This is a genomic window from Sphingoaurantiacus capsulatus, from assembly GCF_042648405.1.
Lineage (GTDB): Bacteria > Pseudomonadota > Alphaproteobacteria > Sphingomonadales > Sphingomonadaceae > Sphingoaurantiacus > Sphingoaurantiacus capsulatus.
This window is the reverse complement of the sequence record NZ_JBHRXV010000011.1, coordinates 647,933-671,810: the sequence shown is the minus strand read 5'-3', so window position 1 is coordinate 671,810 and position 23,878 is coordinate 647,933. Positions and strand designations below refer to the sequence as shown.

The window sequence follows — 23,878 nt, the reverse complement described above, 5'->3', positions numbered from 1 at the left end:
CCGGGTGAACCCGATCCGACAGCCGACCGCCGGGTTGGGGGTGGCCACCCCCAACCCGGCACCGCCATCATCGCGGCACAACAAAATTACACCATCTCGCTAAGACGAGGGTGAGCGAGAGATCAGGACATGGTCGAGCGTGGGTCCCCGCCTTCGCGGGGATGACAATATCGGGTAGGGCGGCGTTACCGTGACCGACCTTCCCGTCCTATATGTTCTTCCAGAGTTGATCGCCGCGCTCGATGCCGGTCGCAACGCCGTGCTCGTTGCGCCGCCGGGCGCCGGCAAAACCACCGCCGTGGCCCCGGCATTGCTCGACCGGCCGTGGGCCGAGGGGCAGCGCATCCTGCTGCTGAGCCCGCGCCGGCTCGCGGCGCGCGCCGCCGCCGAGCGGATGGCGTCGCTGCGCGGCGAGCCGGCGGGGCGGACGATCGGCTACCGCACCCGGCTCGACAGCAAGATCAGCGCGGCGACGCGGGTCGAGGTGCTGACCGAGGGGGTGTTCACCAACCTGATTCAGCGCGACCCCGAACTCGCTGGCGTCGCCGCCGTGCTGTTCGACGAGGTGCATGAGCGAAGCCTCGAGGGCGATTTCGGGCTGGCGCTGGCGCTCGATGCGCAAGGGGCGCTGCGGCCCGACCTGCGCATCGTCGCGATGTCGGCGACGCTCGACGGCGCCAAATACGCCCGGCTGCTCGACGGGCCGGTGATCGAGGCGCAGGGGCGGATGTATCCGGTGGCGCACCGCTATCTCGGCCGCCGCGCCGACGAGCGCATCGAGGATGCCGTGGCCCGCGCCATCGGGCAGGCGCTGCGCGAGGAGGAGGGCAGCCTGCTCGCCTTCCTGCCCGGCGCTGCCGAGATCGAGCGCACCGCCGAGCGGCTGGCCCCACCTGCCGACGTCGAGGTGCACAAGCTCTATGGTGCGCTCGACGGTTCCGTGCAGCGCGCCGCTATCGAGCCGGCGCCGGCGGGGCGGCGGAAAGTGGTGCTGGCCACCTCGATCGCCGAGACCAGCCTGACCATCGACGGCGTGCGCGTCGTCATCGATTCCGGCCTCGCGCGCCGCCCCCGCTACGAGCGGGCGACCGGGCTCACCCGCCTCGTCACCGAGCGCGCCAGCCAGGCGGCGGTGGCGCAGCGCGCCGGTCGCGCCGGTCGCACCGCGCCGGGTGTCGCGTGGCGGCTGTGGGAGGAGGGGGAGACGCGCGGCCTGCCGCCGTTCGATCCGCCCGAAATCCTCGAAAGCGACCTGACCGGACTGGTGCTCGATCTCGCCATCTGGGGCGTTGCCGATCCCGGCCAGCTGCAATGGCTCGATCCGCCGCCCGCCGCGGCGGTAGCGGAGGCGCGCGACCGGCTGAAGCTGCTCGACGCCATCGACGCCGACGCGCGGCCGACCGAGCATGGCAAGCGCATCGCCGGCCTGCCGCTGCCGCCGCGCCTCGCGCATATGCTGGTCGCGGGCGCCGAACTGGGTATCGGCACCATGGCGGCGAAGATGGCGGTGCTGATCACCGAGCGGGGCCTCGGCGGGCGCGACGCCGATGCGGAGACGCGACTGCGCAATTGGGATCGCTCGCGCGACCGGCGTTCGCAGGCAGCCGCCGCGATGGCGCAACGCTGGGTGAAGCTGGTCGGCGCGGGCCGTGACGAAGCGGGCGGCGATGCGGCAGGGCTGGCCATCGCGCTGGCCTATCCCGACCGGGTGGCGCGGCGGCGCGGCGATGCCTGGCTGATGCGCAACGGCCGCGCGGTGAAGCTCGACGCCGCCGATCCGCTGGCGAAGCAGGAATGGCTGGCGGTGGCGGAAGCGAGCGGCGCGGCCGCCGGTGCGCGCATCCTGCTTGCCGCGCCGATCGAGCTGGCGACCGTCGAGCGGCTGTTCGGTGGCGCCATCGAGAAGCGCCAGCGCGTAAGCTTCGATACCGCGACCGGGGCGGTGAGCGCCGAGGAGACGCGGTCACTGGGAGCGATCACCCTGGCGCGGCGGCCGGTCGAGCGGCCCGACCCGGCGGCGATCACTGGGGCGTTGCTCGATGGGGTTCGCGCCACTGGCCTCGACAAGCTGCCGTGGAGCGAGGGCGCGCAGGCATTGCGGGGGCGTGTCGCCTTCCTGCGCGAGGGCGGGGAGGAACTGCCGGACCTGTCCGACGCGGCGCTGCTCGATCGCCTCGATGACTGGCTGGCGCCGCTTCTCGCTGGCAAGCGACGGTTGGAAAGCGTCGATGCGGGGGCGCTGGCGCAGGCGGTGGAAAATTTGCTGGATTGGTCGCAGCGGCAGACGCTCGATCGGCAGGCGCCGACGCGCCTCTCGACACCCGCCGGGACCAGCCACGCCATCGACTATGCCGCGGAAGGCGGCCCGGCGGTCGAGCTGCGCGTGCAGGAGCTGTTCGGCCTTGCCGAGCATCCCGTCATCGGGCGCAACCGCGTGCCGCTGACCCTAGTGCTGCTGTCGCCCGCTTATCGCCCGATCCAGAAGACCAGGGACTTGCCCGGCTTCTGGCGCGGCTCGTGGCGGGCGGTGCAGGCGGAGATGAAAGGGCGCTACCCGAAGCACCCTTGGCCCGACGATCCCGCCGCCGCGAAGGCGACCACGCGCACCAAGAACGCCGCCGCGCGCGATGCGCGCCACGACTGACCCGCGCGCGGAACGCTGAGACTTGACGCGACCCGCCTGACGACGCATTGCCCGATCGAGTTCACGAAGAGGGTTTGCGGTGGCCGCGCGCATCTATCAGGAAGCCAAGAATCCGATGCAGTCGGGGCGAGGACGCGCCGGCCGCTGGGTGCTGGAATTCGATGCCGCCGACAAGCAGCGCCATGACCCGGTCACTGGCTGGATCGGCTCGGCGGACACACAGAAGCAGGTGCGCCTGACCTTCCCGACGCTCGACGCCGCCACCGCTTATGCGGAGCGCGAGGGCATTACCTTCGAGGTCCGCCGCGTCGCCGACCGCGTCCTCAAGCTCCAGGCCTACGCCGACAATTTCAGATAGCCGGCAATTTCGGATAGAGGGACTGGCCGCGGCCCCGCCGCCGTGCCAGCTTCACGTCATTGCGCGCCCGTAGCTCAGTTGGATAGAGCACGTGCCTTCTAAGCTCGTGGTCGCAGGTTCGAATCCTGCCGGGCGCGCCAAAAAAACGCTTAGCGCCACCTACAAGGTGGATTTGTCTTTGCCGTTGGCGGCGATGGCGTTTGCCATCGCCGCCAAACACTACTTCCGGAGCTGACGAATGGCCTCGAACTCGGCTTCTTCGCGAGTGATGGCATAGCCGGAAGCCGTCCGACCGGTCTCCGTGTCGATTGCCTCCGCCTTGTATCCGTCATCGTTGATGATGCCTGCGGTCAATCCCGAAAGAAAGCCGGTCTTGCGATAAGATTGCGTTTTAACGCTCATAATTATTTTCCTTTCGCGTGGAGTGATACTCCATACTGCCTTGCCAACCGGCGCCTGGTGATGCCGGCAAGTCAGAACTAGCAGTCGACGTTTTTGAGCGGCGTGGCATGTTGCGGCGTTGGAGTCGCATTCTGTCGCACGGTTTTGATCATCTTGGTTGCCACGAACGGGAAAGGCGCATGGCAATAGGTTTTGGTGATTGCTGCTTGCCAGGACTAGCTGAGCGATTCTCGTTGATTATTGCTCATTACCGGCCGGCAGAATCTCTTGGCGCAATCGGCTCAACAAAAGAGTTCTTGATCGGGCTCAGAAAGTTTGCCGGCATTGATCCGTCTAGATTGGCAAGACGTACCTTCGAGCGGTGGAGGAATAGCGATAAGCTGCCTTTGCCAGTCGCAGAAGCCATATGTCGGATGTACCCGGCTTTACAACGAGAAGTGTTGTTCTCTCCCACGATCGAAGCCTTTCGAAAGGGAGTGGGGGAATACATTCAAGCGCAAGCACGCTGGGCCTTCGCGCGTGCGCATGTGTCAACGGCGCGTCATCGACTAGCTCAACTCGCCCGACAGCATTATGTGGACCGCGGTGTAACTGACGGAAAACACCCCTTACTATGTGAGCATGGATGGCTTCTCAGTAAGTTTGTTGAATTACGTGAATTTGATGACTTTGTAAGCGCGCACGATGCATCTTTGCCGCCGCCGCTCGTGCAACGACTGCCAGGCGGAGCGGGTACATTCGCTGATACAGTGGCGCCTCGCACAGTCGGCTCTGGGGCTGAAACTCGTAACAATGACGAATATCGACTGACTTTCGCCCGCCCAACCGAACACGGCCTACAATTAACGTTCGGCCCCAGTAAATATTTGGACTATGTGAACGGCCTCGAGGTCTTGGCTGCAGAGATTGCCGACGCGGATCTCAACGGCACTTTAGGTCATCTTCCGATGCGCTCAGCCCTTGGCGATCCATTCAATCTCGCTACGCGCGCTGCCATCGCCGGTGTTAATGTCGTTTTGCTAACGCTAAATTATCGTCCCCCCAATACAGCAGATGTCGGTGATTATTTCTGGATACATGTCCGTGCAACAGGGGCGTTTGAGGCGCAGAACGTGCGGCACGTAGTTCCGGCAGGCTCACACGGCCCGAGTGGGGTGGGCTTCCCAGACACCGTGAGGGATATACCGCTATGGCGCACGATCATGCGGGAATTGCTGCAAGAGGTATTCGGTATCGAGGGAGCGGTCATAGACACAGATGATGGCTCGGATCCACTAGATGCCCCTGCGTCACGAGATCTCGCAACCGCGCTGCGCAATCCCCAGATTGCGCGCTTCTACTTGACCGGGCTTGGGCTGGATCCACTAACGACAAAGCCTGAAATCCTAGCGGTAGGGGTGTTAGACATGGCGGCTCTGCGCCGCCGCACGTCTGCACGCATGGTCCGAGGAAATTTCGAAGGCGTGATGCATCCAATCAAGCTCACGAAGGATGCTCTGAGAGAGCAAGCGTTATCTGAAGCGATTCAACCGCCGATGCTCCCTGCCGGAGCGGCCGCGCTGCTACAAGCAGCCAACTTGCTCGATGTTATACTCGCTGATTTCGTGACACCGCCTATTTCACATCAGGTGCGACGGTCTCGCTAAGTGTGATGATGTGATCAGGCTGACTTCCGTCCCCAGCTGAGCGGCGCGAATGTATGCGCTACAGATCCGCGATCCAGTTGCCGTGAAAGCCGGGCGGCACCCGGTGCGGCAGCCGCACGCTCGCCACCGGCGGACCCGCGAAGTCGCGTGCGTTCAGGATCGCGAGGTCGGTGGTTTCGCCGGGCAGGTCGACGACTAGCCCGACCAGCCAGCCTTCGTCCTCCGCCGCGTCGGCCTGCGCCGGCACAAACACGAATTCGCCGGGGTAGCGGCCGGCACCGAAGTCGTGGACGGCGCGCGTGCCAGTTTCGAGGTCATGCTTGTAAAGCATCGTCGCGCCGATGAACTGCGCGTCGTCGCCTTCGTCGGGCAGCGCCAAGGTATAGGCGTAGCGATAGGGCTGGCCGAAGCGGCGTTCGTCGGGACGCGGAAACTCCTGCGGCGCGGGGTCGAAGGTGCGTCGCGACACCGATTTCGCGATCGGGTCAATCGTCCAGCGTTCGAGACCGAGGTTGCGACCGTTGGGACCGCCCGGCTCGCCGGCGAACATCGTTTCATGCGCGCAGACGTCCATCACGACCTTGCCGTCCGCGTCGTCATAGGCGTTCGCGACATGGAAGACGTAGCAGGGCTCGACGTCACACCAGATGATATCGTCGGCGCCGCCGTTGCGCGGCAACAGCCCGACGCGCGCGCGGTGATCGGGGTTCCACGCATAGGGGAAGCGATGGCCGCCGATCAGCGCGCGCATCGAGAAGGTCACCGGCAGGTCGAGGACGATCGCGTAGCGCGCGGTGATCGCGCAGTCGTGGATCGACGGGCCGTGCTGCACGGGGATCGGCAGTTCACGCGTCACGCGGCCGTCGGGGCCAATGACGACATGGCGGACGACGTTGGGGTCGGCGCCTTCATAGGTCACTGCGTGATGCTCGCCGGTCAGCGGGTCGAGGTGCGGATGCGCGGTGAACGAGCCTTGCAGGGTGCCGTCGAACGGGTTGAACACCTGAGTGTCGAAGGTCTCGTCGAGCTCGACGGGATAGCTGCCCGCCTCGACGATCGCCCAGTCGCGGCCGGCGATGCGCACGACATTGGTGTTCACCGTGTCGAAGCCATTGTGGCGCGGTCCCGGCGCGGGCGCCTTGCCGAGGGCTTCGGCCACCTGGTTCGATCGGATCCAGCGGTTGCGATACCAGGGCGCCGCGCCGTCTTTCAGCGCCACGCCGTGGACCATGCCGTCGCCGACGAACCAGTGATAGCCGGCGCTGGCGTCGGGCTCGGCCGGGTTAGGGCCGATGCGCAGGTAACGACCCTGCAGGCCGGCGGGGATGGTGCCGGTCACGGGCAAATCGTGCAGCGTCAGCTCTTCGCGCATCGGGCGGTGGATACCGGTCAGGAAGGGATGCGGGGCTTCCGGCAGGCGCCAGCGGTTGAACGCCGCGACACCGTAGATGCCTTTGGTGACCACTGACCGGATCGCCGTTTCGATGACGCTTGCCATAGCGAATCTCCAATGTGAACGATGTAAACATACGCTGAGTGTGAACATTGTCAACATCGATCGTTGCCGCTAGGAGAGAGGGCATGAACAAGCCCTATCACCATGGCGATCTGCGGGCGGCGCTGGTTGCCGAGGCGCTGACGCTGGTGGAGGAGAGCAACGCCGAGAATATCTCGCTCCGCGAGGTGGCGCGCCGCGTCGGGGTCAGCCCGCAGGCGGTCTATCGTCACTTCCCCGACAAGGCGGCGCTGATGGCGGAGCTTGCCCAGACGGGTCTCGCGCGTCTCGCCGTCGCGCAGCAGGCGGCGTCGGAGCGTGCGGGTGGGGGCAGTGCCGGCTTTGCCGCGACCGGCGCTGAATATGTGCGGTTCGCGCTCGCCAACCCAGGCCTATTCCGGCTGATCTTCGCGCATGGGGCGGCCCATGCGGGTGAGATGTGCGCCGACAATCCGATGTCGATGCTCCGCGAGGCATCGGCCGCGCTGGCGCCCCCCGGCCGCGATCCCGCCGCCTTTGCGCTGCAAGCCTGGTCGATCGCGCACGGCCTCGCGATGCTGATGCTGGACGGTCAGGTCCCGGTCGATGAGGCGCTGATCGACCGCGTGGTCGACGTGCGGGCGCTTGGCTAGTCGAGGTAGGAGGAGGCCTGCGCCTCGGCGAGCAGGCTGCCGCCGGCCGGCTCCAGCCAGTCGCTGAACACCGACGCGTAGATAAACAGCGCCCAAAGGGCGGCTATTGCCATCGCTCCGCGTTTTTCAGCCTTCCGTCGCATCCACCCTCAACGAAGCTGAAGCCGTTGGTTTCCGAACTGAAATTTTGATCGCAACCTGCGGCGGCGGCGGTCGTTGATAGGTTCGGGGGGCGCGGCCCGGCTGCTGTTCAGCGCCGGTCGCCGACGGGCAGCCCGTAGCTTATCGCGGCCTGTCGCAGCCGCGCCCCCACATCCCATTCGATGCGAGTGTCGCCTAGGCGACAGACCCCCGGTCGCCGCATGCTATGATGGGGACATCGGGCGAGTCCCGGTGCGTCGGGGGGAAATCGGCGCGCCAGGGCTCTGAGCCCGGTCAAAGCGCCGACGCGGCAACGCCGGCGAAACGCACGTAGCGTGCGCGAGTGGGGAAGCGTGACGACCAGTGAACAGGATATCGTCGCCCTCGAGGCGGTGGTCGAGCAGTTGCGCGGCATCGACGCCCTGTTCGTCGACCTCGACGTCGGCGTGTGCTCGCTTCACCTCGACGCCTGCATCGCCGCGCTCGAAAGCCGGCTGCGGCGGGCACGCTCGGGCGAGGCGCCGATTCGCCGCGTGGTGCGCGAGACCAGCGGTCCCTTCTAGAGCGCGAGGCCCGTCGCGGCGGACAGTGCGGCGAGCGCCGAGGCTTCGTCGGTCACCTTGATCGCGTGCATGCCGAGCGCGGCGGCCGGTTTGCAGTTGATGCCGAGGTCGTCGAGGTAGATGCACGCCGCCGGCTCGACGTTCAGCAGCTCGCACATCATCAGGTAGATACGCGGATCGGGCTTGCGGACGCCCGCCTTCGAGCTCTCGATCACTGCGTCGAACAGCGGGAACAGGCTCGCCATCGCGCCCGCCATGCCGCCTGCGTCGGGGCCGGGGCTGTGCATCGTCGCCATGTTGTTGGTGATGCAGCCGACCTTGTAGAGCGCCTTGCAGGCCTTCAGCGCCTCGACGACGCGCGGCCGCAGATCGCCGGCGAGCAGCGGCAGTACCTCGCGGCCCGGCACCGGATGGCCGAGCGCCGATGATTCTTCGTGGAACAGCGTGTCGAAGCCGGCGGCGTCGATGTCGTTGCGCTCGAACAATGCCCAGGCGTTGCCGTCGGGATTGGTCGAATTGACCTTGCGGATCAGGCCTTGTGGCAGGCCGTTGGCTTTTTCGTAGCGGTCGAACGCCTCGAACGGCGAGGTGGTGAACACGCCGCCGAAATCCCAGATCACCGCCTCGATCGCCAAAACCCGCCTCCTCAAGCCGCCAATGCGGTCGCTCCATCCCACGTCAGCTTGGCGCCGACCACTAGCAACAAGACGTAGATCAGCGTGTAGAAGCGATCGGCCGGCATCCGGCGGATCAGCCAAACGCCGGCGAAGGTCGAGACGATCGCCAGCGGCATCAGTGCCGCGGCGGTCAGCAAATTCTCGCGCGTGAACTGGCCGAGCGCGGCATAGGCAGGCACCTTCAGCCAGTTGATGATCGCGAAGAACAGCGCGCTGGTGCCGATGAAGGTGTCGCGCGCCAGCTTCCTCGGCAGCACATAGATCTGGAATGGCGGCCCGCCGGCATGGGCGATCTGGCTGGTGAAACCGGCGACGCTGCCCCAGAAGGCACCGGCGGTGGGGGAGTGGCCCGCCGCCGGCTCTTTGCCGCGCGCGGCGAGGCGCAGGATGGCGAAGGCGACCGAGACGAGCCCGACCGCCAGCTCGACCGCGGCGGCCGACACGAAGGCGGCCAGCGCATAGCCGGCGGCGATACCGAGCGCGGCGCTCGGTACCATCAGCGCGAGGATCTTGCCGTCCCAGCTGTGCCGGAACGCCCAGACGCTGACCACGTCCTGCACGATCAGGATGGGGAGGGTGATCGATGCTGCCTGCACCGGCGAGGCCGACAGCGCCATCATCGGCACTGCGAGGATGCCGAGCCCCGCGAAACCGCCCTTCGCCAGCCCGAGGATGATGACCGCCGGAATGGCGAACGCGTAGAAAAGCGGATCGTCGAGCATCCAGGCCGCTGTTAGCAGGCGGCGCGTTCCACGGCGACATCACGCGCGGTCACTTGCTCCCCGCATTCCGAACAGCACACTTCCGAGCGAAACACATGGCCACACGCCTTGTGGCGGTGGAGGAGCGGCGGCCCGGCTTCGCCGGCGTAATGCGCGTCGCCCCAGTGCACGAGCGCGAGGATCACCGGGTAGAGGTCGAGACCCTTGGGGGTCAGGCGATATTCGTAGCGGATGGGCCGCTCCTGATAGGGCAGCTTTTCGAGGATGCCGTCGTCGACCAGCTTGGGCAGCCGCTCGGCCAGCACGCGGCGCGCGATGCCGGTGCTCGCCTGGAAATCGTCGAAGCGGCGGACGCGCAGGAAGGCGTCGCGCAGGATCAACAGCGTCCAGCGGTCGCCGACCACGGCCAGCGAGCGGGCAAGCGAGCAATTCTCCGACGCGAGATCATTCCATTTCATGCCGCGCAACCTGCCATTGACAGGGTTCCGATTCAAGACTTACGAGTCTTGAAAGTGAACTGACAGGAGTCGCGAGCATGGAAGCGCGGAACGCCAGCGTGGCGATCGTCGGGGCGGGCGACTTCATCGGCGCCGCCATCGCGCGCCGCTTTGCCGCCGAGGGTTATGCGGTGCATGGCGGACGGCGGCAGGGCGACAAGCTCGCCGATCTCGCCGCCGAGATCGCCGCGACGGGTGGCCGTTTCACCGGCCATACGCTCGACGCGCGCACCGAGGAGGGGATCACGGCCTTCCTCGATACCGCCGAGGCCGACGCTCCGCTGGAGGCGGTGATCTTCAACGTCGGCGCCAATGTGAATTTCCCGCTGCTGGAGACCACCGAGCGGGTGTTCCGCAAGGTGTGGGAAATGGCCTGCTACGGCGGCTTTCTCGCTGGGCGCGAGGCGGCACGACGCATGCTGCCGCGCGGGCAGGGCTCGATCTTCTTCACCGGCGCCACCGCCTCGGTACGCGGCGGCAAGGGCTATGCGGCGTTCGCGTCAGCCAAGGCCGGGTTGCGCGCGACGGCGCAGGCGATGGCGCGCGAGCTGGGCCCGCAGGGCATTCACGTCGCGCACCTGATCATCGATTCCGGCGTCGATACGGCCTGGGTGCGCGGGATGATGGCCTCGCGCGGTGTCGAGGAGGTGCCGCCCGACACGCTGATGGACCCGGCGTCGATCGCCGAAACCTACTGGCAGCTGCACCGCCAGCCGCGCGATGCCTGGACGCACGAACTCGACCTCCGTCCCTTTGGCGAAAGCTGGTGAACGCTATGACCGACCCGATCTTCTATTTCGATTTCGGCAGCCCCAACGCCTATCTCACGCACCGTGTGCTGCCGGGTATCGAGGCGCGCACGGGCAAGCGCTTCCGCTATGTGCCGGTGCTGCTCGGCGGGCTGTTCAAGATGACCGGCAACCAGTCGCCGGTGATGGCCTTCGCCAACATCCCCAACAAGCTGGCGTACGAGAGCCTCGAGATGCGGCGCTTCATCGCGCGGCATGGGCTGACCAAGTTCAACATGAACCCGCATTTCCCGGTCAACACGCTGATGCTGATGCGCGCCGCGGTGGCGGCCGAGGTGGCGGGCGTGCTTCCCGAATATGTCGAGGCGATGTTCCGTTTCATGTGGGAGGAGGGGCGCAAGATGGACGACCCCGCTATCCTCGCCGCCGCCATCGCCGAGGCCGGGCTGCCCGCCGACAAGCTGTTCGAGCTGGCGCAGTCGCAGGAGGTCAAGGACCGGCTGATGGCGAACACGCAAGCCGCCTATGACGCCGGCGCCTTCGGCATCCCCAGCTTCGTCGTCGGCGGCGAGCTGTGGTTCGGCAAGGACCGGCTGAGGGACGTCGAGGAAGCGCTGGTTTGACCCGACTCCGCGGTCATGCGACAGGGCGCGCCATCTGTTTTGGCCAGGAGTAGCCCCCGATGACCGACCAGCCGACCAACCTCACCCTGACGCTCGAGACCGGCGACGTCGTCATCCGCCTGCGCTCCGATCTCGCGCCGGGCCATGTCGCGCGCATCGCCGAGCTGGCGGGCGAGGGCTTCTATGACGGCGTCGTGTTCCACCGCGTCATCCCCGGCTTCATGGCGCAGGGCGGCGACCCGACCGGCACCGGCAGCGGCGGTTCGGACAAGCCCGATCTGCAGGCGGAATTCTCCGACGCCCCGCATGTCCGCGGCGTCTGCTCGATGGCGCGCACGTCGTATCCGCACTCGGCGAACAGCCAGTTCTTCATCTGCTTCGAAGACGCGCGCTTCCTCGACAAGCAATACACCGTCTGGGGCGAAGTGACCTCGGGCATGGAGCATATCGACGCGCTGCCGAAGGGCGAGCCGCCGCGCAGCCCCGGCAAGATCGTCAAGGCGACCGCCGAATAATCACGCCCGTTTATCCGGGCCATCTGGTCCGGCCCGCGCCGCCCGTCTAGCCTTTGGCCGATATTGCCAAAGGGGGACGGACGATGCGGTGGGGTTTTATGGCGCTGGCGGCTTGTATCGCGGCGCCCGTGGCAGCTGCGCCGGCCGATTGGGTGGCGGCGAACCAGTCAAAGATCCTCGCCGAATATGCCGAGCTGCTGGCGATCCCCAACGTCGCCTCGGACATTCCCAACATCCGCAGGAACGCCGACCATATCGTCGGCATGATGCGCACGCGCGGGCTGTCGCCGCGTCTGCTGGAAGGCAGCGGGCCAACCGTGCCGCCGGCGATCTACGGCGAATGGAAGGTGCCCGGCGCGAAGCGCACCTTGATCCTCTACGCCCACTACGACGGCCAGCCGGTGACGCCCGAGGACTGGAAGTCGACGGCGCCGTTCGAGCCGAAGCTGCTCACCGCGCGCCTCGACAAGGGCGGCAAGGAAATTCCGCTGCCAAGCGCCGGCACGAAGATCGACCCAGACTGGCGGCTCTATGGCCGCTCGGCATCGGACGACAAGGCCGGGGTGATGGCGATCCTGTCGGCGGTCGATGCGCTGAAAGCCGAAGGCAAGCGGCCGGCGTTCAACCTCAAGATTTTCTTTGAGGGCGAGGAGGAGGCGGGCTCGCCCAACCTCGGCGACCTGCTCAAGCGCCACAAGAACATGCTTCAGTCGGACGGCTGGGTGATTTTCGACGGCCCCGCGCACCAGACCGGCGCCAAGCAGGTGGTGCTTGGGGTGCGCGGCGTGCTGTCGGCGGATATCATTGTCTATGGCCCGTCACGGCCGCTGCACAGCGGCCACTACGGCAACTGGGCGCCCAACCCGGCGATGATGATGTCGCAGCTGCTCGCCTCGATGAAGGATGACAGCGGCCGGGTGACGGTCGCCGGCTTCTATGACGATGTGACGCCGCTCACCGCCGCCGAAAAAGCCGCCGTCGCCGCGGTTCCGAATGGCGATGCGGCGCTGAAGGACGATCTGTTCCTCGGCTGGACCGAAGGCGGCAAGCGCCCGCTCATCGAGCTGACCCACGAGCCGTCGCTCAACGTCGACGGTGTGCGCAGCGCCGATGTCGGCGAGAAGGCGCGCAACGTGGTGCCCTCGACGGCGATGGCGACGATCGACATGCGCCTCGTCGCCGGGAACGACCATCAGCGCCAGTTCGACAAGGTCGTCGCGCATATCCGCAAGCAGGGCTACTTCGTCACCGACAAGGACCCGACGCCCAACGAGCGTCGCCAGCATGGCAAGGTCGCGAAGGTGGTGAAGCACGGCGGCTACAACGCCGAGCGCACGCCGCTCGGTCACCCGCTCGCCCGCGACGTGGCGGCGGCGGTGCGCACCGTCCATGCCGATGCGGTGGTGCTGCCGTCGCTCGGCGGCAGCCTGCCGCTCTACCTGCTCCGCGAAGGGCTGTCGGCGCCGAGCGTCACGCTGTCGCTGGCGAACCACGACAACAGCCAGCATGCCGAGGATGAGAATCTCCGGCTGGGCAATCTGTGGGATGCGATCGGCGTGGCCGCGACGGTGATGACGATGGGGCCTGTCCGCTAACCACACCATCCATCGTCATCCCCGCGAAGGCGGGGATCCATACGCCGGGGCCTCTGGGATATGGATCCCCGCCTTCGCGGGGATGACGATAAATTTGGGTGTGGGGGGTCTGCTTAGAGCTTCAGGCCAGCGTCTTCCCCGCGCGCCCCGCCAGTTCCTGCACATATTGCCACGCGACGCGGCCCGAGCGGCTGCCGCGACCCACCTGCCAGGCCAGCGCGTCATGTTCGTCGAACGGCAGGCCGAAGTGTGCGGCATAGCCTTCGACGATGGCGAGGTAGGTCGGCTGGTCGCAGGCGTGAAAACCCAGACTCAATCCGAAGCGGTCGGAGAGCGCCAGCCGGTCGTCGATCACGTCGCGCGGGTTGATCGCGGTTGCCGCCTCATTCTCCGCGGCATCGCGCGGCACCAGGTGGCGGCGATTCGAGGTGACGTAGAGGCGAACATTGTCCGGCCGCGCCTCGACGCCGCCTTCGAGCACCGAGCGCAGCGCCTTGTATTCGCTCTCGTTCGCCTCGAAGCTCAGATCGTCGATGAACAGCAGGAAACGCCGATCGACGCCGCGCAAGCGACGGAACAGCGCGGGCAGGGTGGTGATGTCGTCGCGCGCCACCTCAACGAGGCCGAGCCCATTCCCGGTCAGCGCACGGTGCACCGATTTGACCAGCGCGCTCTTGCCCATGCCGCGCGACCCCCACAGCAGGATGTCGTGCGCCGGAAGGCCACGGGCGTGGCGGTCGCTGTTGGCCAGCACCGCCGCTTTCTGCGCGTCGATGCCGAGCAGCCGGTCGAGCGGCTGGGCGCGCAGGGACTCGACGGCGCGCAGTTCGGTACCCGACCAGACATAGGCACTGGCCGCCGTCGGGTCGGCCGTTGGCGGGGGCGGCGGGGCCAGCCGATCGAGGGCGTCGGCGATGCGCGCCAGCGTGGCCGAAATGTCGCGGGGTGGGTCGATCATTGCGCAAGCGCCTTGCATTTGTATAGTCGCGCGCCAAATCGCCCGCCAATCGCATCAAAGGCAATCCTCATGTTTATCTCTCCGGCCTACGCCCAGACGGCAGCGGGCCCCAGCGGCGCCAGCGCCTTCATGCAGTTCCTGCCGCTCATCTTCATTTTCGTGATCTTCTATTTCCTGATGATCCGGCCGCAGCAGCGTCGGATGAAGGAACATCGCGCGATGATCGAGGCGGTGAAGAAGGGCGACAACGTCGTCACCTCGGGCGGCCTGATCGGCAAGGTCGTGCGCGTCCAGGACAATGAGGTCGAGGTGGAGATCGCCCCGACCGTCAAGGTCCGCGTGGTGAAGTCGACGCTGTCGAGCGTCGGCGCGCAGACCGCCGCCAACGACGGGGCGAAATAACCCTTATGCTCAATTTCCCGCGTTGGAAGATCTGGAGCACGATCACCGTCCTGGTGCTCGGCATCCTGCTTTCGCTCCCCAACTTCCTCCCGCGGTCGGTGCTGACCGCGCTGCCGGACGGGGTGCCGAAGGCCCAGATCAACCTGGGTCTCGACCTGCGCGGGGGCAGCCACATCCTGCTCGAAGCCGACACCGCCGACGTGCGCAAGCAGCGGCTGGATACGCTTGAGGAAACCGTTCGCGCCGAGCTGCGCAGTGCCCCGGGTGGCCGCATCTCGTTCGGCGACATGTCGCTGCGCAACGACCGGCTGACGTTCCTGGTGCGCGACGTCAACGACGTCGACCGCGCCGTGGAAGCGATGCGCGGGATCAGCCAGCCGGTCGGCGTCACCGGCCAGCGCGACCTAAACGTCGAGGTCATCGACGGCAGCCGCATCGTGCTCACCATCACCGCCTCGGGCCTGTCGGCGAACATCGACAGCGCGATGCAGCAGGCGGTCGAAGTCATCCGCCGCCGTATCGACGAACTCGGCACGCGCGAGCCGACGATCATCCGCCAGGGCAAGGACCGTATCGTCGTGCAGGTCCCGGGCCTGCAGGACCCGTCGCAGCTGAAGGCGCTGCTCGGCAAGACCGCCAAGCTCGAGTTCAAGCTCGTCGATGTCGAAGCCGATGCCGCCGACGTCGCCGCCGGCCGTGCGCCGGCGGGCAGCGAGGTGCTGCCGAATGCCGAGGGCGCCGGCAACGTCGCGGTCAAGCGCCGCGCCATCATCAGCGGCGATCAGCTGATCGACGCCGCCCCGTCGTTCCAGGATGGCGTGCCGGTCGTGTCGTTCCGCTTCGACAGCGCCGGCGGCAAGCGTTTCGCGCGCGCCACCACTGAGAATGTCGGTAAGCCGTTCGCGATCGTCCTCGACGGCCGTGTCATCTCGGCACCGAACATCAACGAGCCCATTCTGGGCGGCTCGGGCATCATCCAGGGCAGCTTCACCACCGAAACCGCCAACGAGCTCGCCATCCTGCTGCGCTCGGGCAAGCTGCCGGTCGAGCTGACGGTGGTCGAGGAGCGCACCGTCGGTCCCGACCTCGGCGCCGACTCGATCCGCGCCGGCATCATCGCTTCGGCCATCGCCGTGGTCGCGGTCGGGCTGTTCATGTTCCTGACCTATGGCCGGTTCGGCCTCTACGCGAACATTGCGCTGGTGCTGAACATCTTCCTGATCATGGCGATCATGTCTGTCACAGGCGCCACGCTAACCTTGCCCGGCGTCGCCGGCATGGTGCTGACCATCGGCGCCGCGGTCGACGCCAACGTGCTGATCAACGAACGCATCCGCGAGGAGCAGCGCAAGGGCCGCAACATCGCCAACGCGATCGAGACCGGCTTCAAGGAAGCCAGCCGCACCATCTGGGACGCCAACTCGATGAACATCATCGTGGCGGTCGTGATGTTCTGGTTCGGCTCGGGCCCGATCAAGGGCTTCGCGGTGGTGCTGTCGATCGGTATCGCCACCTCGGTGTTTACCGCGGTCACCGTGACCCGCATGCTCGCCTCTCACTGGCTGCGCTCGCGCCCGACCACGTTGGTCGTCTGATGCGCACCTCTCTCATTCTGGATCGGGAAGCCTGATCATGCGCCTGCTCAAGGTCGTCCCCGACAATACCAACTTCCGCTTCGTCCGCCTGCGTTGGGTGGCGTTCGCCTTCACCTTGCTGCTGACCATCGGCTCGATCGCGCTGGTCGCGACCCGCGGCCTCAATCTCGGCGTCGATTTCGTCGGCGGCCTGATGATCGACGCGCGCTTCGATCAGCCGGTGCAGCTCGACGAGCTGCGCACCAACGTCGACAGCCTCGGCGTCGGCACCTCGGCGCTGCAGAATTTCGGCGGGCTGCAGAATGTGCTGATCCGCCTGCCGCTGCCGCCGGGCGACGAGGTGGCGGTGCAGCGCACCGTGCAGCGCGTGCAGACCGCGCTGCGCGCCAACCATCCCGACGTGTCGTTCGCGCGCGTCGAGACGGTGTCGGGCAAGGTATCCGACGAACTGCTGCGCGACGGCGCCTGGGCGATCGTCCTGTCGATGGCGGCGATCGTGCTGTTCACCTGGGCGCGCTTCGAATGGCATTTCGGCGTGTCGACGATCGTCGCGCTGATCCACGACGTGACCGTCACGCTCGGCTTCTTCGCGCTGACGCAGCTCGAGTTCGACCTCAACATCGTCGCCGCGGTGCTGACAATCATCGGCTATTCCTTGAACGACAAGGTCGTCATCGATGACCGAATCCGCGAGAATCTGCGCAAATACCGGCAGATGGATATCGGCCCGCTGATCGATCTGTCGGTCAACGAGACGCTGTCGCGCACCTATGCAACGACGACGTCGCTGAGCCTCGCGCTGGCCTCGCTGCTGTTCTTCGGCCCCGACGTGATCTTCGGCTTCGCTGCCGCGATGCTGCTCGGCATCGTCATCGGCACCTATTCGTCGGTGTTCGTGTCGTCGTCGCTGCTGATCTCGCTCGGCGTGTCCAGCAAGACCTTCGCCCCCGACGACGCGACCGCGAAGGCCGAGAAGAAGGGCGCCTGACCGGCGTGCCGCCGCGCTTCGAACAGCAGGCGCCGGCGGGCAGCGCGCCGGTCATCCAGGGCTATGCCGCCGGCGGTTTCCGCGTGTCCGGCCAGCACTATGCCGGCGGCGTGCTGGTCACGCCGACGCGTGCCATCGACTGGCCGGTGACGACGCTCGACGACCTGACCGCCGACAGCTTTGCGCCGCTCGGCGATGAGCCGGTCGAGGTGATCCTGCTCGGCACCGGCGCCACGATGCGGCGCCCGGCAAAGGACGTGATGGAGGCGTTCGTCGCGCGCGGCCTCGTCGTCGAGCTGATGGATTCAAAAGCCGCCGCGCGAACCTACACGATGCTGGCGGGCGAGGGGCGGCTGGTCGTGGCGGCGCTCCTGCCGCTTTAGACCCTTAGCAGGGCTGGCCGACCTTACAGCCGTCGTTGCCGCCGATATTGCTCGACTGCAGCCCGTCAGTCTTGCGCTGCGCTTCCTCGCCGAGCCGGGCCCATTCCGCGGCGGTCAGGCAAATCTTCCGCGTCCGGAGCAGTGATCCGACCTGCCTGACCCGCTGGCAGGTGATCTTCGCGCCTTCGCCGTGGATGGCGCCGACCGTTGGCGCGGGCGCATCGCCGTCATCGGGGGCGGCGCGCGACGGGGCGGCGAGGGCGGCTAACGCAACGAATAAGCCGGCAGTGACGACCCTCTTCATGACGGTGCCTTTCGGAAAGGCGTTCAACCGCCGCATGATAGTCCGGGTTGGACTATTCGCCAACGGCACGCTCAGCGCCCGGCGATCCCCGCCAGATGGGCGTAGAGCGTCTCGGTATTGCGCGCCCAGCCGAAGCGTTCGGCGGTGCGGCGCGCGGCGTCTGGGTCGGGCTCCTGCGACAGCAGCCGGCCGATCGCACCGGCAAAGGCGCCAGCGCTGCGTTCCGATACGATACGGCCGGCTTCGGGCCGGTCGATGACCTCGCGGATGCTGCCGACATCGCTGGCGACCACCGGCGTGCCGCAGGCCAGCGCCTCGACCCACACGTTCGCCAGCCCCTCGCGCGCCGAGGCGTGGACCAGCAGGTCGGCGGCGGCGAGCAGGTCGGGCATTTCGGCATGCGGCACCGTGCCAAGGAAGCGGATGCGCCGCGGCTCCTCGGTGGCGGCGGCCTGACGGCGGATCCACATCTCGTCGTCGCCGGTGCCGACGACGAACAGGGTCAGCCCCTTCATCTTGCCGACCGCGCCCGCGGCGATCTCATGGCCCTTCAGGCGGATGAGATTGCCGACGCTGACCGCCAGCAGCCCGGTGATGCCGTATTTCGCCTTGGCCTCCCATCGGTCCTGCGGGCGGAAGCGGTCGAGATCGACGCCGGTATAGTGAACCCTGATCTTCTCGGCGGGCATGCCCAGCGCGACCATGTCGGCCTTCATCGCCTCGGACACGGCAAGCAGGCCGTCGGCCGAATCGGCGGCCTCGACCAGCTGCGCCCGCACCTTCGGCCGTTCGCCCCAATAATGGATGTCGCTGCCGCGCGCCTTGATCGACACCGGAATGCCGAGCCGCTTGCCGAGGCGGGCCGCGGCGATGCCGTCGGGGAAGAAGAATTCGGCGTCGATCACATCGGGGACGAAGCCCTGCGAGCGCAGCCGCTCGACCGCGCGCAACGCCGCCGCCTCGACGAATGCCGGGTTGAAGCGCCAGCCGATCGACGGAATCGCGAGGAAATGCGGGCGCAGGACGCGCACGCCGTTCCAATCCTCTTCGCGCGGCAGTGTCTTCAGCGCCGCATGCTGCGCGCCGCGGTCGAACGGAAAGGGCGCCAGGCCGAGCGGCGACACCACGCGCAGGTCGACATCGGGCCGCGCCGCGAGGCGCGACGTCTGTCCCTCGATGAACACACCAAAGGTGGGCCGAACCGCGTTCGGATAGAGAGTGGAGAGCGTCAGGACCCTTAGCATTGCACCCTTCCATAGCGACGCCGGGTCGCGCCGTCACCGCACCGCTTGGCGGGTCGTGAAGCGCCCGCTAAAGAGGGTGCCATGAGCCAGTCCCGCCTGTCCCGCGCCGCCGCCCTTGCCCTTGCCGTTGCCGCCCTTGGCGTTGCCGGCTGCTCCAAGACGAGCGACGCCACCAAGGCCGACCAGTCCTATGTCGCCCGCGACGTGGAGACGCTCTACAATTTCGGCAAGGAAACGCTGGAGAAGAAGCGGTACAAGGACGCCGGCGCGATCTTCGACGAGGTCGAACGCCAGCATCCCTATTCGGTCTGGGCGCGCCGCGCGCAGCTGATGAGCGCCTTCAGCTATTACATGGGCCGTGAATATCAGGAGGCCACGCTCGCCGCCCAGCGCTTCCTGTCGCTGCATCCGGGCAACAAGGACGCGCCCTACGCCTATTATCTGATCGCCGTCTGCTATTATGAGCAGATCATCGGCGTCGAGCGTGACCAGAAGGTGACGCAGCAGGCGCTCGACGCGCTGACCGAGCTGGTCCGCCGCTATCCGAATACCGACTATGCGTCGGATGCGCGCCTGAAGATCGACCTCGCCCGCGACCACCTCGCCGGCAAGGAGATGGATATCGGCCGCTGGTATCAGAGCCAGGGCCAGTATCTCGGCGCGATCATCCGCTTCCGGTCAGTGACCGAGAAGTACGACACGACCACTCATGTGCCCGAGGCACTGGAGCGGCTGGTCGAATCCTATCTCGCGCTCGGCATCCCCGAGGAAGCGAAGAAGGCCGCGGCGGTGCTCGGCTATAACTATCCGGGCTCGAAGTGGTACGAGCGCGCATACAAGCTCGTCCAGAAGCACGCCGCCTAAGGCGGCGAGAGGGGTCGCGGGCATGCTGAGCTCGCTCACCATTCGCGATGTGGTGCTGATCGAGGCGCTCACCCTCGACTTTGCGCCGGGCTTGGGTGTGCTCACCGGCGAGACCGGCGCGGGCAAGTCGATCCTGCTCGACAGCCTTGGCTTGGCGCTGGGTGCGCGATCCGACGCCGGGCTGGTGCGCAGTGGCGCCACACAGGCGAGCGTCACCGCCAGCTTCGAGATCGGCGCCGACCATGCCGCGCGCCGCCTGATGACGGAAAACGACCTCGAATCGGACGATCTGCTGATCCTGCGCCGGCAGGTGAAGGCCGATGGCGGCAGCCGCGGCTACATCAACGACCAGCCGGTGTCGGCGACGCTGCTGCGCGACGTCGGTGCGACCCTGATCGAGATTCACGGCCAGCATGACGACCGCGGCCTCCTGAACGCCCGCGGCCACCGCGCGCTGCTCGACGCCTTCGGGCGGCTCGACGTGGCGAGCGTGACGGCGGCCTATACCGGTTGGCGCGAGGCGGAGACGGCGCTGGCGACCGCGCGCGAAACGCTGGAAGCGGGGCTGCGTGATCGCGAGTGGCTGAGCCATGCGGTGAGCGAGCTCGACGCGCTGAAGCCATTGCCGGGCGAGGAAGCCGAGCTGGCCGAGGCGCGGTCGTCGATGATGAAGGGCCAGCGGCTTGCCGAGGATATGTCGAGCGTCACGCAGCTGCTCGACGGTTCGGACGGCGGCTTCGCGCAGCTGCGCCAGGCGGCGCGGCGGCTCGAGCGGCTCTCCGGCGAGCATGAGCTGCTCAACGAGGCGCTGGTCGCGCTCGACCGCACGCTGACCGAGGCGGGCGAGGTGGAGGACAAGCTCGCCGCCGCCGCCGAGGCGATGGCTTATGACCCGGCGCGGCTCGACTCGGTCGAGGCGCGGCTGTTCGAACTGCGCGGCCTCGCGCGCAAGCATCGCGTCGAACCCGATGCGCTCGCCGACCTGGCGGCGGAACTGGGCGCGCGGGCAGAGGCGATCGGTGCCGGCGAGGAACGCGTCGAGAAATTGGCGGTGGCCGTCGGCAAGGCACGCGCTGCGTTCGAGGCCGCTGCCGCCGCGCTGTCGACCGCGCGCGCGAAGGCGGCGGTGGCGCTCGACAAGGCAGTGGCGGGTGAACTGGCACCGCTTAAGCTCGATGCGGCGCGCTTCCGCACCGTCGTTGAGCCGCTGGGCGAAGGGCAATGGTCGCCCTCAGGCGCCGACCGCGTCGAGTTCGAGATTTCGACCAATCCCGGATCGCCCTTCGCGCCGCTCATCAAGATCGCGAGCGGAGGCGAGTTGTCGCGCTTCATTCTCGCGCTGAAGGTGGCTTTGGCCGAGACCAAGACGGCGGGGACGATGATCTTCGACGAGATCGACCGCGGTGTCGGCGGTGCGGTGGCGAGCGCGATCGGCGAGCGGCTGGCGCGGCTCGCGCAGGGTACGCAGGTGCTGGTCGTCACGCACAGCCCGCAGGTGGCGGCGCGCGGCGACCATCAATGGCGCATCGCCAAGTCGAGTAGCGGCGAGGTCACTCGCACCGATGTTCGCCCGCTCAGCGATGCCGAGCGGCAGGAAGAGATCGCCCGCATGCTGTCCGGCGCCACCGTTACCGACGAGGCGCGCGCGCAGGCGGGCAAGCTGCTGGCGCGGAGCGAGGCGTGATCCCTGTCGAGAAGCTGACCGAGCTGGAGGCGGCCGCCGAATTGGCGCGGCTCGCGGACGAGATCGCCGCGCATAACCGCGCCTATCACGAGCTCGATGCGCCGACGGTGTCGGACGCTGAGTATGACGCGCTGATGCGGCGCAACCGGGAACTGGAAGAGCGTTTTCCAGGGTTGAAGCGGACGGATTCGCCGTCCGAACTGGTTGGCTCCGCACCATCCGAGCATCTGGCGAAGGTGTCGCACGCGCGGCCGATGCTCAGCCTCGACAACGCGTTCAACGCAGAGGATGTCGAGGATTTCGTCGGCCGCGCGCGTCGCTTCCTCAACCTCGGCGCCGAGGCCGAGGTGGCGCTGACCGCCGAGCCGAAGATCGACGGCCTGTCCTGCTCGCTGCGCTACGAGAAGGGCCGGCTGGTCCGCGCCGCGACGCGCGGCGACGGGTCGGTGGGCGAGGACGTCACCGCCAACGTCCGCACCATGGCCGACATTCCCAACGTGATGGCCGGAAATCCGCCCGAAATCTTCGAGGTGCGCGGCGAGGTCTATATGACCAAGGCCGACTTCGCGGCGCTCAATGAGCGGCTGGCCGGCGAGCGGGTGTTCGCCAACCCGCGCAATGCCGCCGCCGGCTCGCTGCGCCAGAAAGACCCCGAGATCACCCGCTCGCGCCCGCTGCGCTTCCTCGCGCACGGTTGGGGCGACACCTCAGCGCTGCCCGCCGACACGCAGACGGGCGTGATGAAGGCGATCGAGAGCTGGGGCCTGCCGGTCAGCGACGGGCTGGTGCGCGTCGCCGACACCGAAGCTGCGCTGGCGCACTATGCCGGCATCGAAAAGGCGCGCGCTGACCTGCCGTTCGACATCGACGGCGTCGTCTACAAGGTCGATCGGCTCGACTGGCAGGCACGGCTGGGGCAGGTGGCGCGCGCGCCGCGCTGGGCGATCGCGCATAAATTCCCGGCGGAGCAGGCGCAGACCACGCTCAACGCCATCGACATCCAGGTCGGCCGCACCGGCAAGCTGACGCCGGTGGCGCGGCTGGAGCCGGTGACGGTGGGTGGCGTCGTCGTCACCAACGCCACCCTGCACAACGCCGACGAGATCGATCGGCTGGGCGTGCGCCCCGGTGATCGCGTTGTGCTGCAGCGCGCCGGCGACGTCATCCCGCAGATCGTCGAGAATCTGACCCGTGACGAGCCGCGCGAGCCCTATGTCTTCCCGCAAGCATGCCCGATCTGCGGCTCGGCGGCCGAGCGCGAGGCGGGGGAGGTCGATTATCGCTGCGCCGGCGGCCTGATCTGCGGCGCGCAGCGCGTCGAGCGGCTGCGCCACTTCGTGTCGCGCCACGCGCTCGACATCGAGGGGCTGGGCATGACCAGCATCGAGAGCTTCTTCCACGACGGGCTGCTGCATTCGCCGGCGGATATCTTCCGCCTCGACGCCGAAAGCCTCGCGCAGCGCGAGCGCTGGGCGGAAGTCTCGGCGAACAACCTCATCGCTGCCATCGACGCGAAGCGCACGCCGCCGCTCGACCGCTTTCTGTTCGCGCTCGGCATCCGCCACGTCGGCGAGGTGACGGCACGCGATCTGGCGCGCGCCTACCGCAGCTGGGACGCGCTGGTCGCGAAGCTCGATGAGTGTGTGGCTGAGCGGGAGGGGCCGCTCGCCGAGCCGGTGATCGGCGAGACCGAAGAAAAGCATGCGCGCCGGGTGGCCGCCGGGCTCGCCGCGCTGATCGCGGTGCCGGGCATCGGCCCCGAGGTGGCGAGCGCGCTCGTCGACTTCTGGGCGGAGCCGCACAACCGCGAGGTGCTCGCCGACCTGCTCGCGCAGGTGACGCCCGCCGACGTGGTGTTCGAAACCAAGGCGTCGGAAGTCTCCGGCAAGACGCTGGTGTTCACCGGCAGCCTCACCGCGTTCAGCCGCGATGAGGCGAAGGCGCAGGCGGAGCGGCTGGGGGCGAAGGTGGCCGGTTCGGTGTCGGACAAAACCGATTTGGTTATCGCGGGGCCGGGTGCTGGTTCGAAGCTTACCAAGGCGGCAGCGCTTGGCGTCGCGGTCACCGACGAAGCGGGCTGGCTCGAAATCGTCGCCCGAGCCGAATAACCAGTCTACGAAGAAAGCGTTAAGGTGGACGCATGCAGTCAGTGCATGGCTGCTGCTCGACCTCCGCGCCTGCTCATTTTGGTTATTTG

At 67.3% G+C, this 23,878-nt stretch carries 24 protein-coding genes and 1 tRNA gene; 17 read left to right on the top strand and 8 right to left on the bottom strand.

Annotation, left to right across the window (positions count from 1 at the left end):
• Positions 1-190: 190 nt before the first annotated feature.
• The 3 genes from hrpB to ACFOMD_RS15475 all read left to right on the top strand — a co-directional run bounded on the left by hrpB (position 191) and on the right by ACFOMD_RS15475 (position 3,142).
• Complete coding sequence (gene hrpB / locus ACFOMD_RS15485) at positions 191-2,644, top strand: ATP-dependent helicase HrpB (RefSeq protein ID WP_380862976.1); 2,454 nt, start codon at positions 191-193, stop codon at positions 2,642-2,644.
• Positions 2,645-2,723: 79 nt separating this feature from the next.
• Positions 2,724-3,002: an ETC complex I subunit gene (locus ACFOMD_RS15480; RefSeq protein ID WP_380862974.1), complete on the top strand. Its 279-nt coding sequence runs from the start codon at positions 2,724-2,726 to the stop codon at positions 3,000-3,002.
• Between the two features lie 63 nt (positions 3,003-3,065).
• Positions 3,066-3,142, top strand: a tRNA-Arg gene (locus ACFOMD_RS15475).
• 79 nt (positions 3,143-3,221) lie between these two features.
• Here the strand turns inward: ACFOMD_RS15475 and ACFOMD_RS15470 are convergent.
• Positions 3,222-3,404: a hypothetical protein gene (locus tag ACFOMD_RS15470; RefSeq protein WP_380862972.1), complete on the bottom strand. Its 183-nt coding sequence runs from the start codon at positions 3,402-3,404 to the stop codon at positions 3,222-3,224.
• Positions 3,405-3,583: 179 nt separating this feature from the next.
• Here ACFOMD_RS15470 and ACFOMD_RS15465 point away from each other — a divergent pair, with 179 nt between their 5' ends.
• Positions 3,584-5,050, top strand: a complete 1,467-nt coding sequence (locus tag ACFOMD_RS15465; RefSeq protein ID WP_380862970.1) for a hypothetical protein — start codon at positions 3,584-3,586, stop codon at positions 5,048-5,050.
• A 58-nt stretch (positions 5,051-5,108) separates the two neighbouring features.
• On the opposite strand, the gene ACFOMD_RS15460 is transcribed toward ACFOMD_RS15465, so the two are convergent.
• The gene (locus tag ACFOMD_RS15460) at positions 5,109-6,548 is read right to left on the bottom strand and encodes an 8'-apo-carotenoid 13,14-cleaving dioxygenase (RefSeq protein WP_380862968.1); all 1,440 of its coding nucleotides are present in this window, start codon (positions 6,546-6,548) and stop codon (positions 5,109-5,111) included.
• 83 nt (positions 6,549-6,631) lie between these two features.
• On the opposite strand from ACFOMD_RS15460, the gene ACFOMD_RS15455 reads away from it, so the two are divergent.
• Together ACFOMD_RS15455 and ACFOMD_RS15450 are read left to right on the top strand one after the other, a co-directional pair.
• A complete protein-coding gene (locus ACFOMD_RS15455) occupies positions 6,632-7,177 on the top strand; it encodes a TetR/AcrR family transcriptional regulator (protein ID WP_380862966.1) in 546 nt (181 codons plus the stop codon).
• A gap of 494 nt (positions 7,178-7,671) precedes the next feature.
• Positions 7,672-7,881: a hypothetical protein gene (locus ACFOMD_RS15450; protein ID WP_380862964.1), complete on the top strand. Its 210-nt coding sequence runs from the start codon at positions 7,672-7,674 to the stop codon at positions 7,879-7,881.
• Here the strand turns inward: ACFOMD_RS15450 and ACFOMD_RS15445 are convergent.
• From ACFOMD_RS15445 to ACFOMD_RS15435, 3 genes are read right to left on the bottom strand one after another with little or no spacing between them, the layout of a single operon-like run.
• Positions 7,878-8,516, bottom strand: a complete 639-nt coding sequence (locus ACFOMD_RS15445) for an HAD-IA family hydrolase (RefSeq protein ID WP_380862962.1) — start codon at positions 8,514-8,516, stop codon at positions 7,878-7,880. The two genes, ACFOMD_RS15450 and ACFOMD_RS15445, sit on opposite strands and share 4 nt — an antisense overlap.
• Before the next feature lie 11 nt (positions 8,517-8,527).
• Positions 8,528-9,280 (bottom strand): sulfite exporter TauE/SafE family protein, encoded by a 753-nt coding sequence (locus ACFOMD_RS15440; RefSeq protein WP_380862960.1) that lies wholly within the window; start codon positions 9,278-9,280, stop codon positions 8,528-8,530.
• Between the two features lie 11 nt (positions 9,281-9,291).
• A complete protein-coding gene (locus tag ACFOMD_RS15435) occupies positions 9,292-9,738 on the bottom strand; it encodes a winged helix-turn-helix transcriptional regulator (protein ID WP_380862959.1) in 447 nt (148 codons plus the stop codon).
• A gap of 77 nt (positions 9,739-9,815) precedes the next feature.
• Here ACFOMD_RS15435 and ACFOMD_RS15430 point away from each other — a divergent pair, with 77 nt between their 5' ends.
• The 4 genes from ACFOMD_RS15430 (at position 9,816) to ACFOMD_RS15415 (ending at position 13,259) form a co-directional block, all read left to right on the top strand.
• Positions 9,816-10,547, top strand: a complete 732-nt coding sequence (locus ACFOMD_RS15430) for an SDR family NAD(P)-dependent oxidoreductase (protein ID WP_380862957.1) — start codon at positions 9,816-9,818, stop codon at positions 10,545-10,547.
• 5 nt (positions 10,548-10,552) lie between these two features.
• Positions 10,553-11,149: a 2-hydroxychromene-2-carboxylate isomerase gene (locus tag ACFOMD_RS15425; RefSeq protein WP_380862955.1), complete on the top strand. Its 597-nt coding sequence runs from the start codon at positions 10,553-10,555 to the stop codon at positions 11,147-11,149.
• 59 nt (positions 11,150-11,208) lie between these two features.
• Positions 11,209-11,664, top strand: coding sequence for a peptidylprolyl isomerase (locus ACFOMD_RS15420; RefSeq protein ID WP_380862953.1), 456 nt, complete (start codon positions 11,209-11,211; stop codon positions 11,662-11,664).
• Between the two features lie 128 nt (positions 11,665-11,792).
• Complete coding sequence (locus tag ACFOMD_RS15415; RefSeq protein WP_380862951.1) at positions 11,793-13,259, top strand: M20/M25/M40 family metallo-hydrolase; 1,467 nt, start codon at positions 11,793-11,795, stop codon at positions 13,257-13,259.
• A 121-nt stretch (positions 13,260-13,380) separates the two neighbouring features.
• Here the strand turns inward: ACFOMD_RS15415 and ACFOMD_RS15410 are convergent, their stop codons facing one another.
• Positions 13,381-14,217 carry an ATP-binding protein gene (locus tag ACFOMD_RS15410; protein ID WP_380862949.1) on the bottom strand — a complete coding sequence of 279 codons (837 nt, stop codon included), beginning with the start codon at positions 14,215-14,217 and terminating at the stop codon, positions 13,381-13,383.
• 69 nt (positions 14,218-14,286) lie between these two features.
• Here ACFOMD_RS15410 and yajC point away from each other — a divergent pair, with 69 nt between their 5' ends.
• Genes yajC through ACFOMD_RS15390 form a run of 4 tightly spaced genes read left to right on the top strand, consistent with a single transcriptional unit; the run spans position 14,287 to position 17,585 of the window.
• Positions 14,287-14,619, top strand: coding sequence for a preprotein translocase subunit YajC (gene yajC, locus ACFOMD_RS15405; RefSeq protein WP_380862947.1), 333 nt, complete (start codon positions 14,287-14,289; stop codon positions 14,617-14,619).
• A gap of 5 nt (positions 14,620-14,624) precedes the next feature.
• Positions 14,625-16,214 carry a protein translocase subunit SecD gene (gene secD, locus ACFOMD_RS15400; protein ID WP_380862945.1) on the top strand — a complete coding sequence of 530 codons (1,590 nt, stop codon included), beginning with the start codon at positions 14,625-14,627 and terminating at the stop codon, positions 16,212-16,214.
• Between the two features lie 37 nt (positions 16,215-16,251).
• Entirely contained in the window at positions 16,252-17,202 is a 951-nt protein-coding gene (gene secF / locus ACFOMD_RS15395) for a protein translocase subunit SecF (RefSeq protein WP_380862944.1), read from the top strand.
• Between the two features lie 5 nt (positions 17,203-17,207).
• Positions 17,208-17,585, top strand: a complete 378-nt coding sequence (locus ACFOMD_RS15390) for an Mth938-like domain-containing protein (RefSeq protein WP_380862942.1) — start codon at positions 17,208-17,210, stop codon at positions 17,583-17,585.
• A gap of 4 nt (positions 17,586-17,589) precedes the next feature.
• Here ACFOMD_RS15390 and ACFOMD_RS15385 read toward each other — a convergent pair whose 3' ends face one another.
• Both ACFOMD_RS15385 and ACFOMD_RS15380 read right to left on the bottom strand, forming a co-directional pair.
• Entirely contained in the window at positions 17,590-17,925 is a 336-nt protein-coding gene (locus ACFOMD_RS15385) for a hypothetical protein (RefSeq protein ID WP_380862940.1), read from the bottom strand.
• A 35-nt stretch (positions 17,926-17,960) separates the two neighbouring features.
• On the bottom strand, positions 17,961-19,133 hold the full coding sequence (locus ACFOMD_RS15380) for a glycosyltransferase (protein ID WP_380862938.1): 1,173 nt from the start codon (positions 19,131-19,133) through the stop codon (positions 17,961-17,963).
• Between the two features lie 81 nt (positions 19,134-19,214).
• Here ACFOMD_RS15380 and ACFOMD_RS15375 point away from each other — a divergent pair, with 81 nt between their 5' ends.
• Genes ACFOMD_RS15375 through ligA form a run of 3 tightly spaced genes read left to right on the top strand, consistent with a single transcriptional unit; the run spans position 19,215 to position 23,789 of the window.
• Positions 19,215-19,997: an outer membrane protein assembly factor BamD gene (locus ACFOMD_RS15375; RefSeq protein ID WP_380862936.1), complete on the top strand. Its 783-nt coding sequence runs from the start codon at positions 19,215-19,217 to the stop codon at positions 19,995-19,997.
• A gap of 22 nt (positions 19,998-20,019) precedes the next feature.
• Complete coding sequence (gene recN, locus ACFOMD_RS15370; RefSeq protein ID WP_380862934.1) at positions 20,020-21,681, top strand: DNA repair protein RecN; 1,662 nt, start codon at positions 20,020-20,022, stop codon at positions 21,679-21,681.
• Entirely contained in the window at positions 21,678-23,789 is a 2,112-nt protein-coding gene (gene ligA / locus ACFOMD_RS15365) for an NAD-dependent DNA ligase LigA (protein WP_380862932.1), read from the top strand. Before recN ends, ligA begins: the two co-directional genes overlap by 4 nt.
• Positions 23,790-23,878 lie beyond the last annotated feature (89 nt).

Coding starts and splice junctions, on each gene's coding strand:
- ACFOMD_RS15470 (WP_380862972.1), bottom strand. CDS start 3,404: ATGAGCGTTAAAACGCAATCTTATCGCAAGACCGGCTTTCTTTCGGGA.
- ACFOMD_RS15465 (WP_380862970.1), top strand. CDS start 3,584: ATGGCAATAGGTTTTGGTGATTGCTGCTTGCCAGGACTAGCTGAGCGA.
- ACFOMD_RS15460 (WP_380862968.1), bottom strand. CDS start 6,548: ATGGCAAGCGTCATCGAAACGGCGATCCGGTCAGTGGTCACCAAAGGC.
- ACFOMD_RS15455 (WP_380862966.1), top strand. CDS start 6,632: ATGAACAAGCCCTATCACCATGGCGATCTGCGGGCGGCGCTGGTTGCC.
- ACFOMD_RS15440 (WP_380862960.1), bottom strand. CDS start 9,280: ATGCTCGACGATCCGCTTTTCTACGCGTTCGCCATTCCGGCGGTCATC.
- ACFOMD_RS15435 (WP_380862959.1), bottom strand. CDS start 9,738: ATGAAATGGAATGATCTCGCGTCGGAGAATTGCTCGCTTGCCCGCTCG.
- ACFOMD_RS15430 (WP_380862957.1), top strand. CDS start 9,816: ATGGAAGCGCGGAACGCCAGCGTGGCGATCGTCGGGGCGGGCGACTTC.
- ACFOMD_RS15425 (WP_380862955.1), top strand. CDS start 10,553: ATGACCGACCCGATCTTCTATTTCGATTTCGGCAGCCCCAACGCCTAT.
- ACFOMD_RS15420 (WP_380862953.1), top strand. CDS start 11,209: ATGACCGACCAGCCGACCAACCTCACCCTGACGCTCGAGACCGGCGAC.
- ACFOMD_RS15410 (WP_380862949.1), bottom strand. CDS start 14,217: ATGATCGACCCACCCCGCGACATTTCGGCCACGCTGGCGCGCATCGCC.
- yajC (WP_380862947.1), top strand. CDS start 14,287: ATGTTTATCTCTCCGGCCTACGCCCAGACGGCAGCGGGCCCCAGCGGC.
- secD (WP_380862945.1), top strand. CDS start 14,625: ATGCTCAATTTCCCGCGTTGGAAGATCTGGAGCACGATCACCGTCCTG.
- secF (WP_380862944.1), top strand. CDS start 16,252: ATGCGCCTGCTCAAGGTCGTCCCCGACAATACCAACTTCCGCTTCGTC.
- ACFOMD_RS15385 (WP_380862940.1), bottom strand. CDS start 17,925: ATGCGGCGGTTGAACGCCTTTCCGAAAGGCACCGTCATGAAGAGGGTC.
- ACFOMD_RS15380 (WP_380862938.1), bottom strand. CDS start 19,133: ATGCTAAGGGTCCTGACGCTCTCCACTCTCTATCCGAACGCGGTTCGG.
- ACFOMD_RS15375 (WP_380862936.1), top strand. CDS start 19,215: ATGAGCCAGTCCCGCCTGTCCCGCGCCGCCGCCCTTGCCCTTGCCGTT.
- recN (WP_380862934.1), top strand. CDS start 20,020: ATGCTGAGCTCGCTCACCATTCGCGATGTGGTGCTGATCGAGGCGCTC.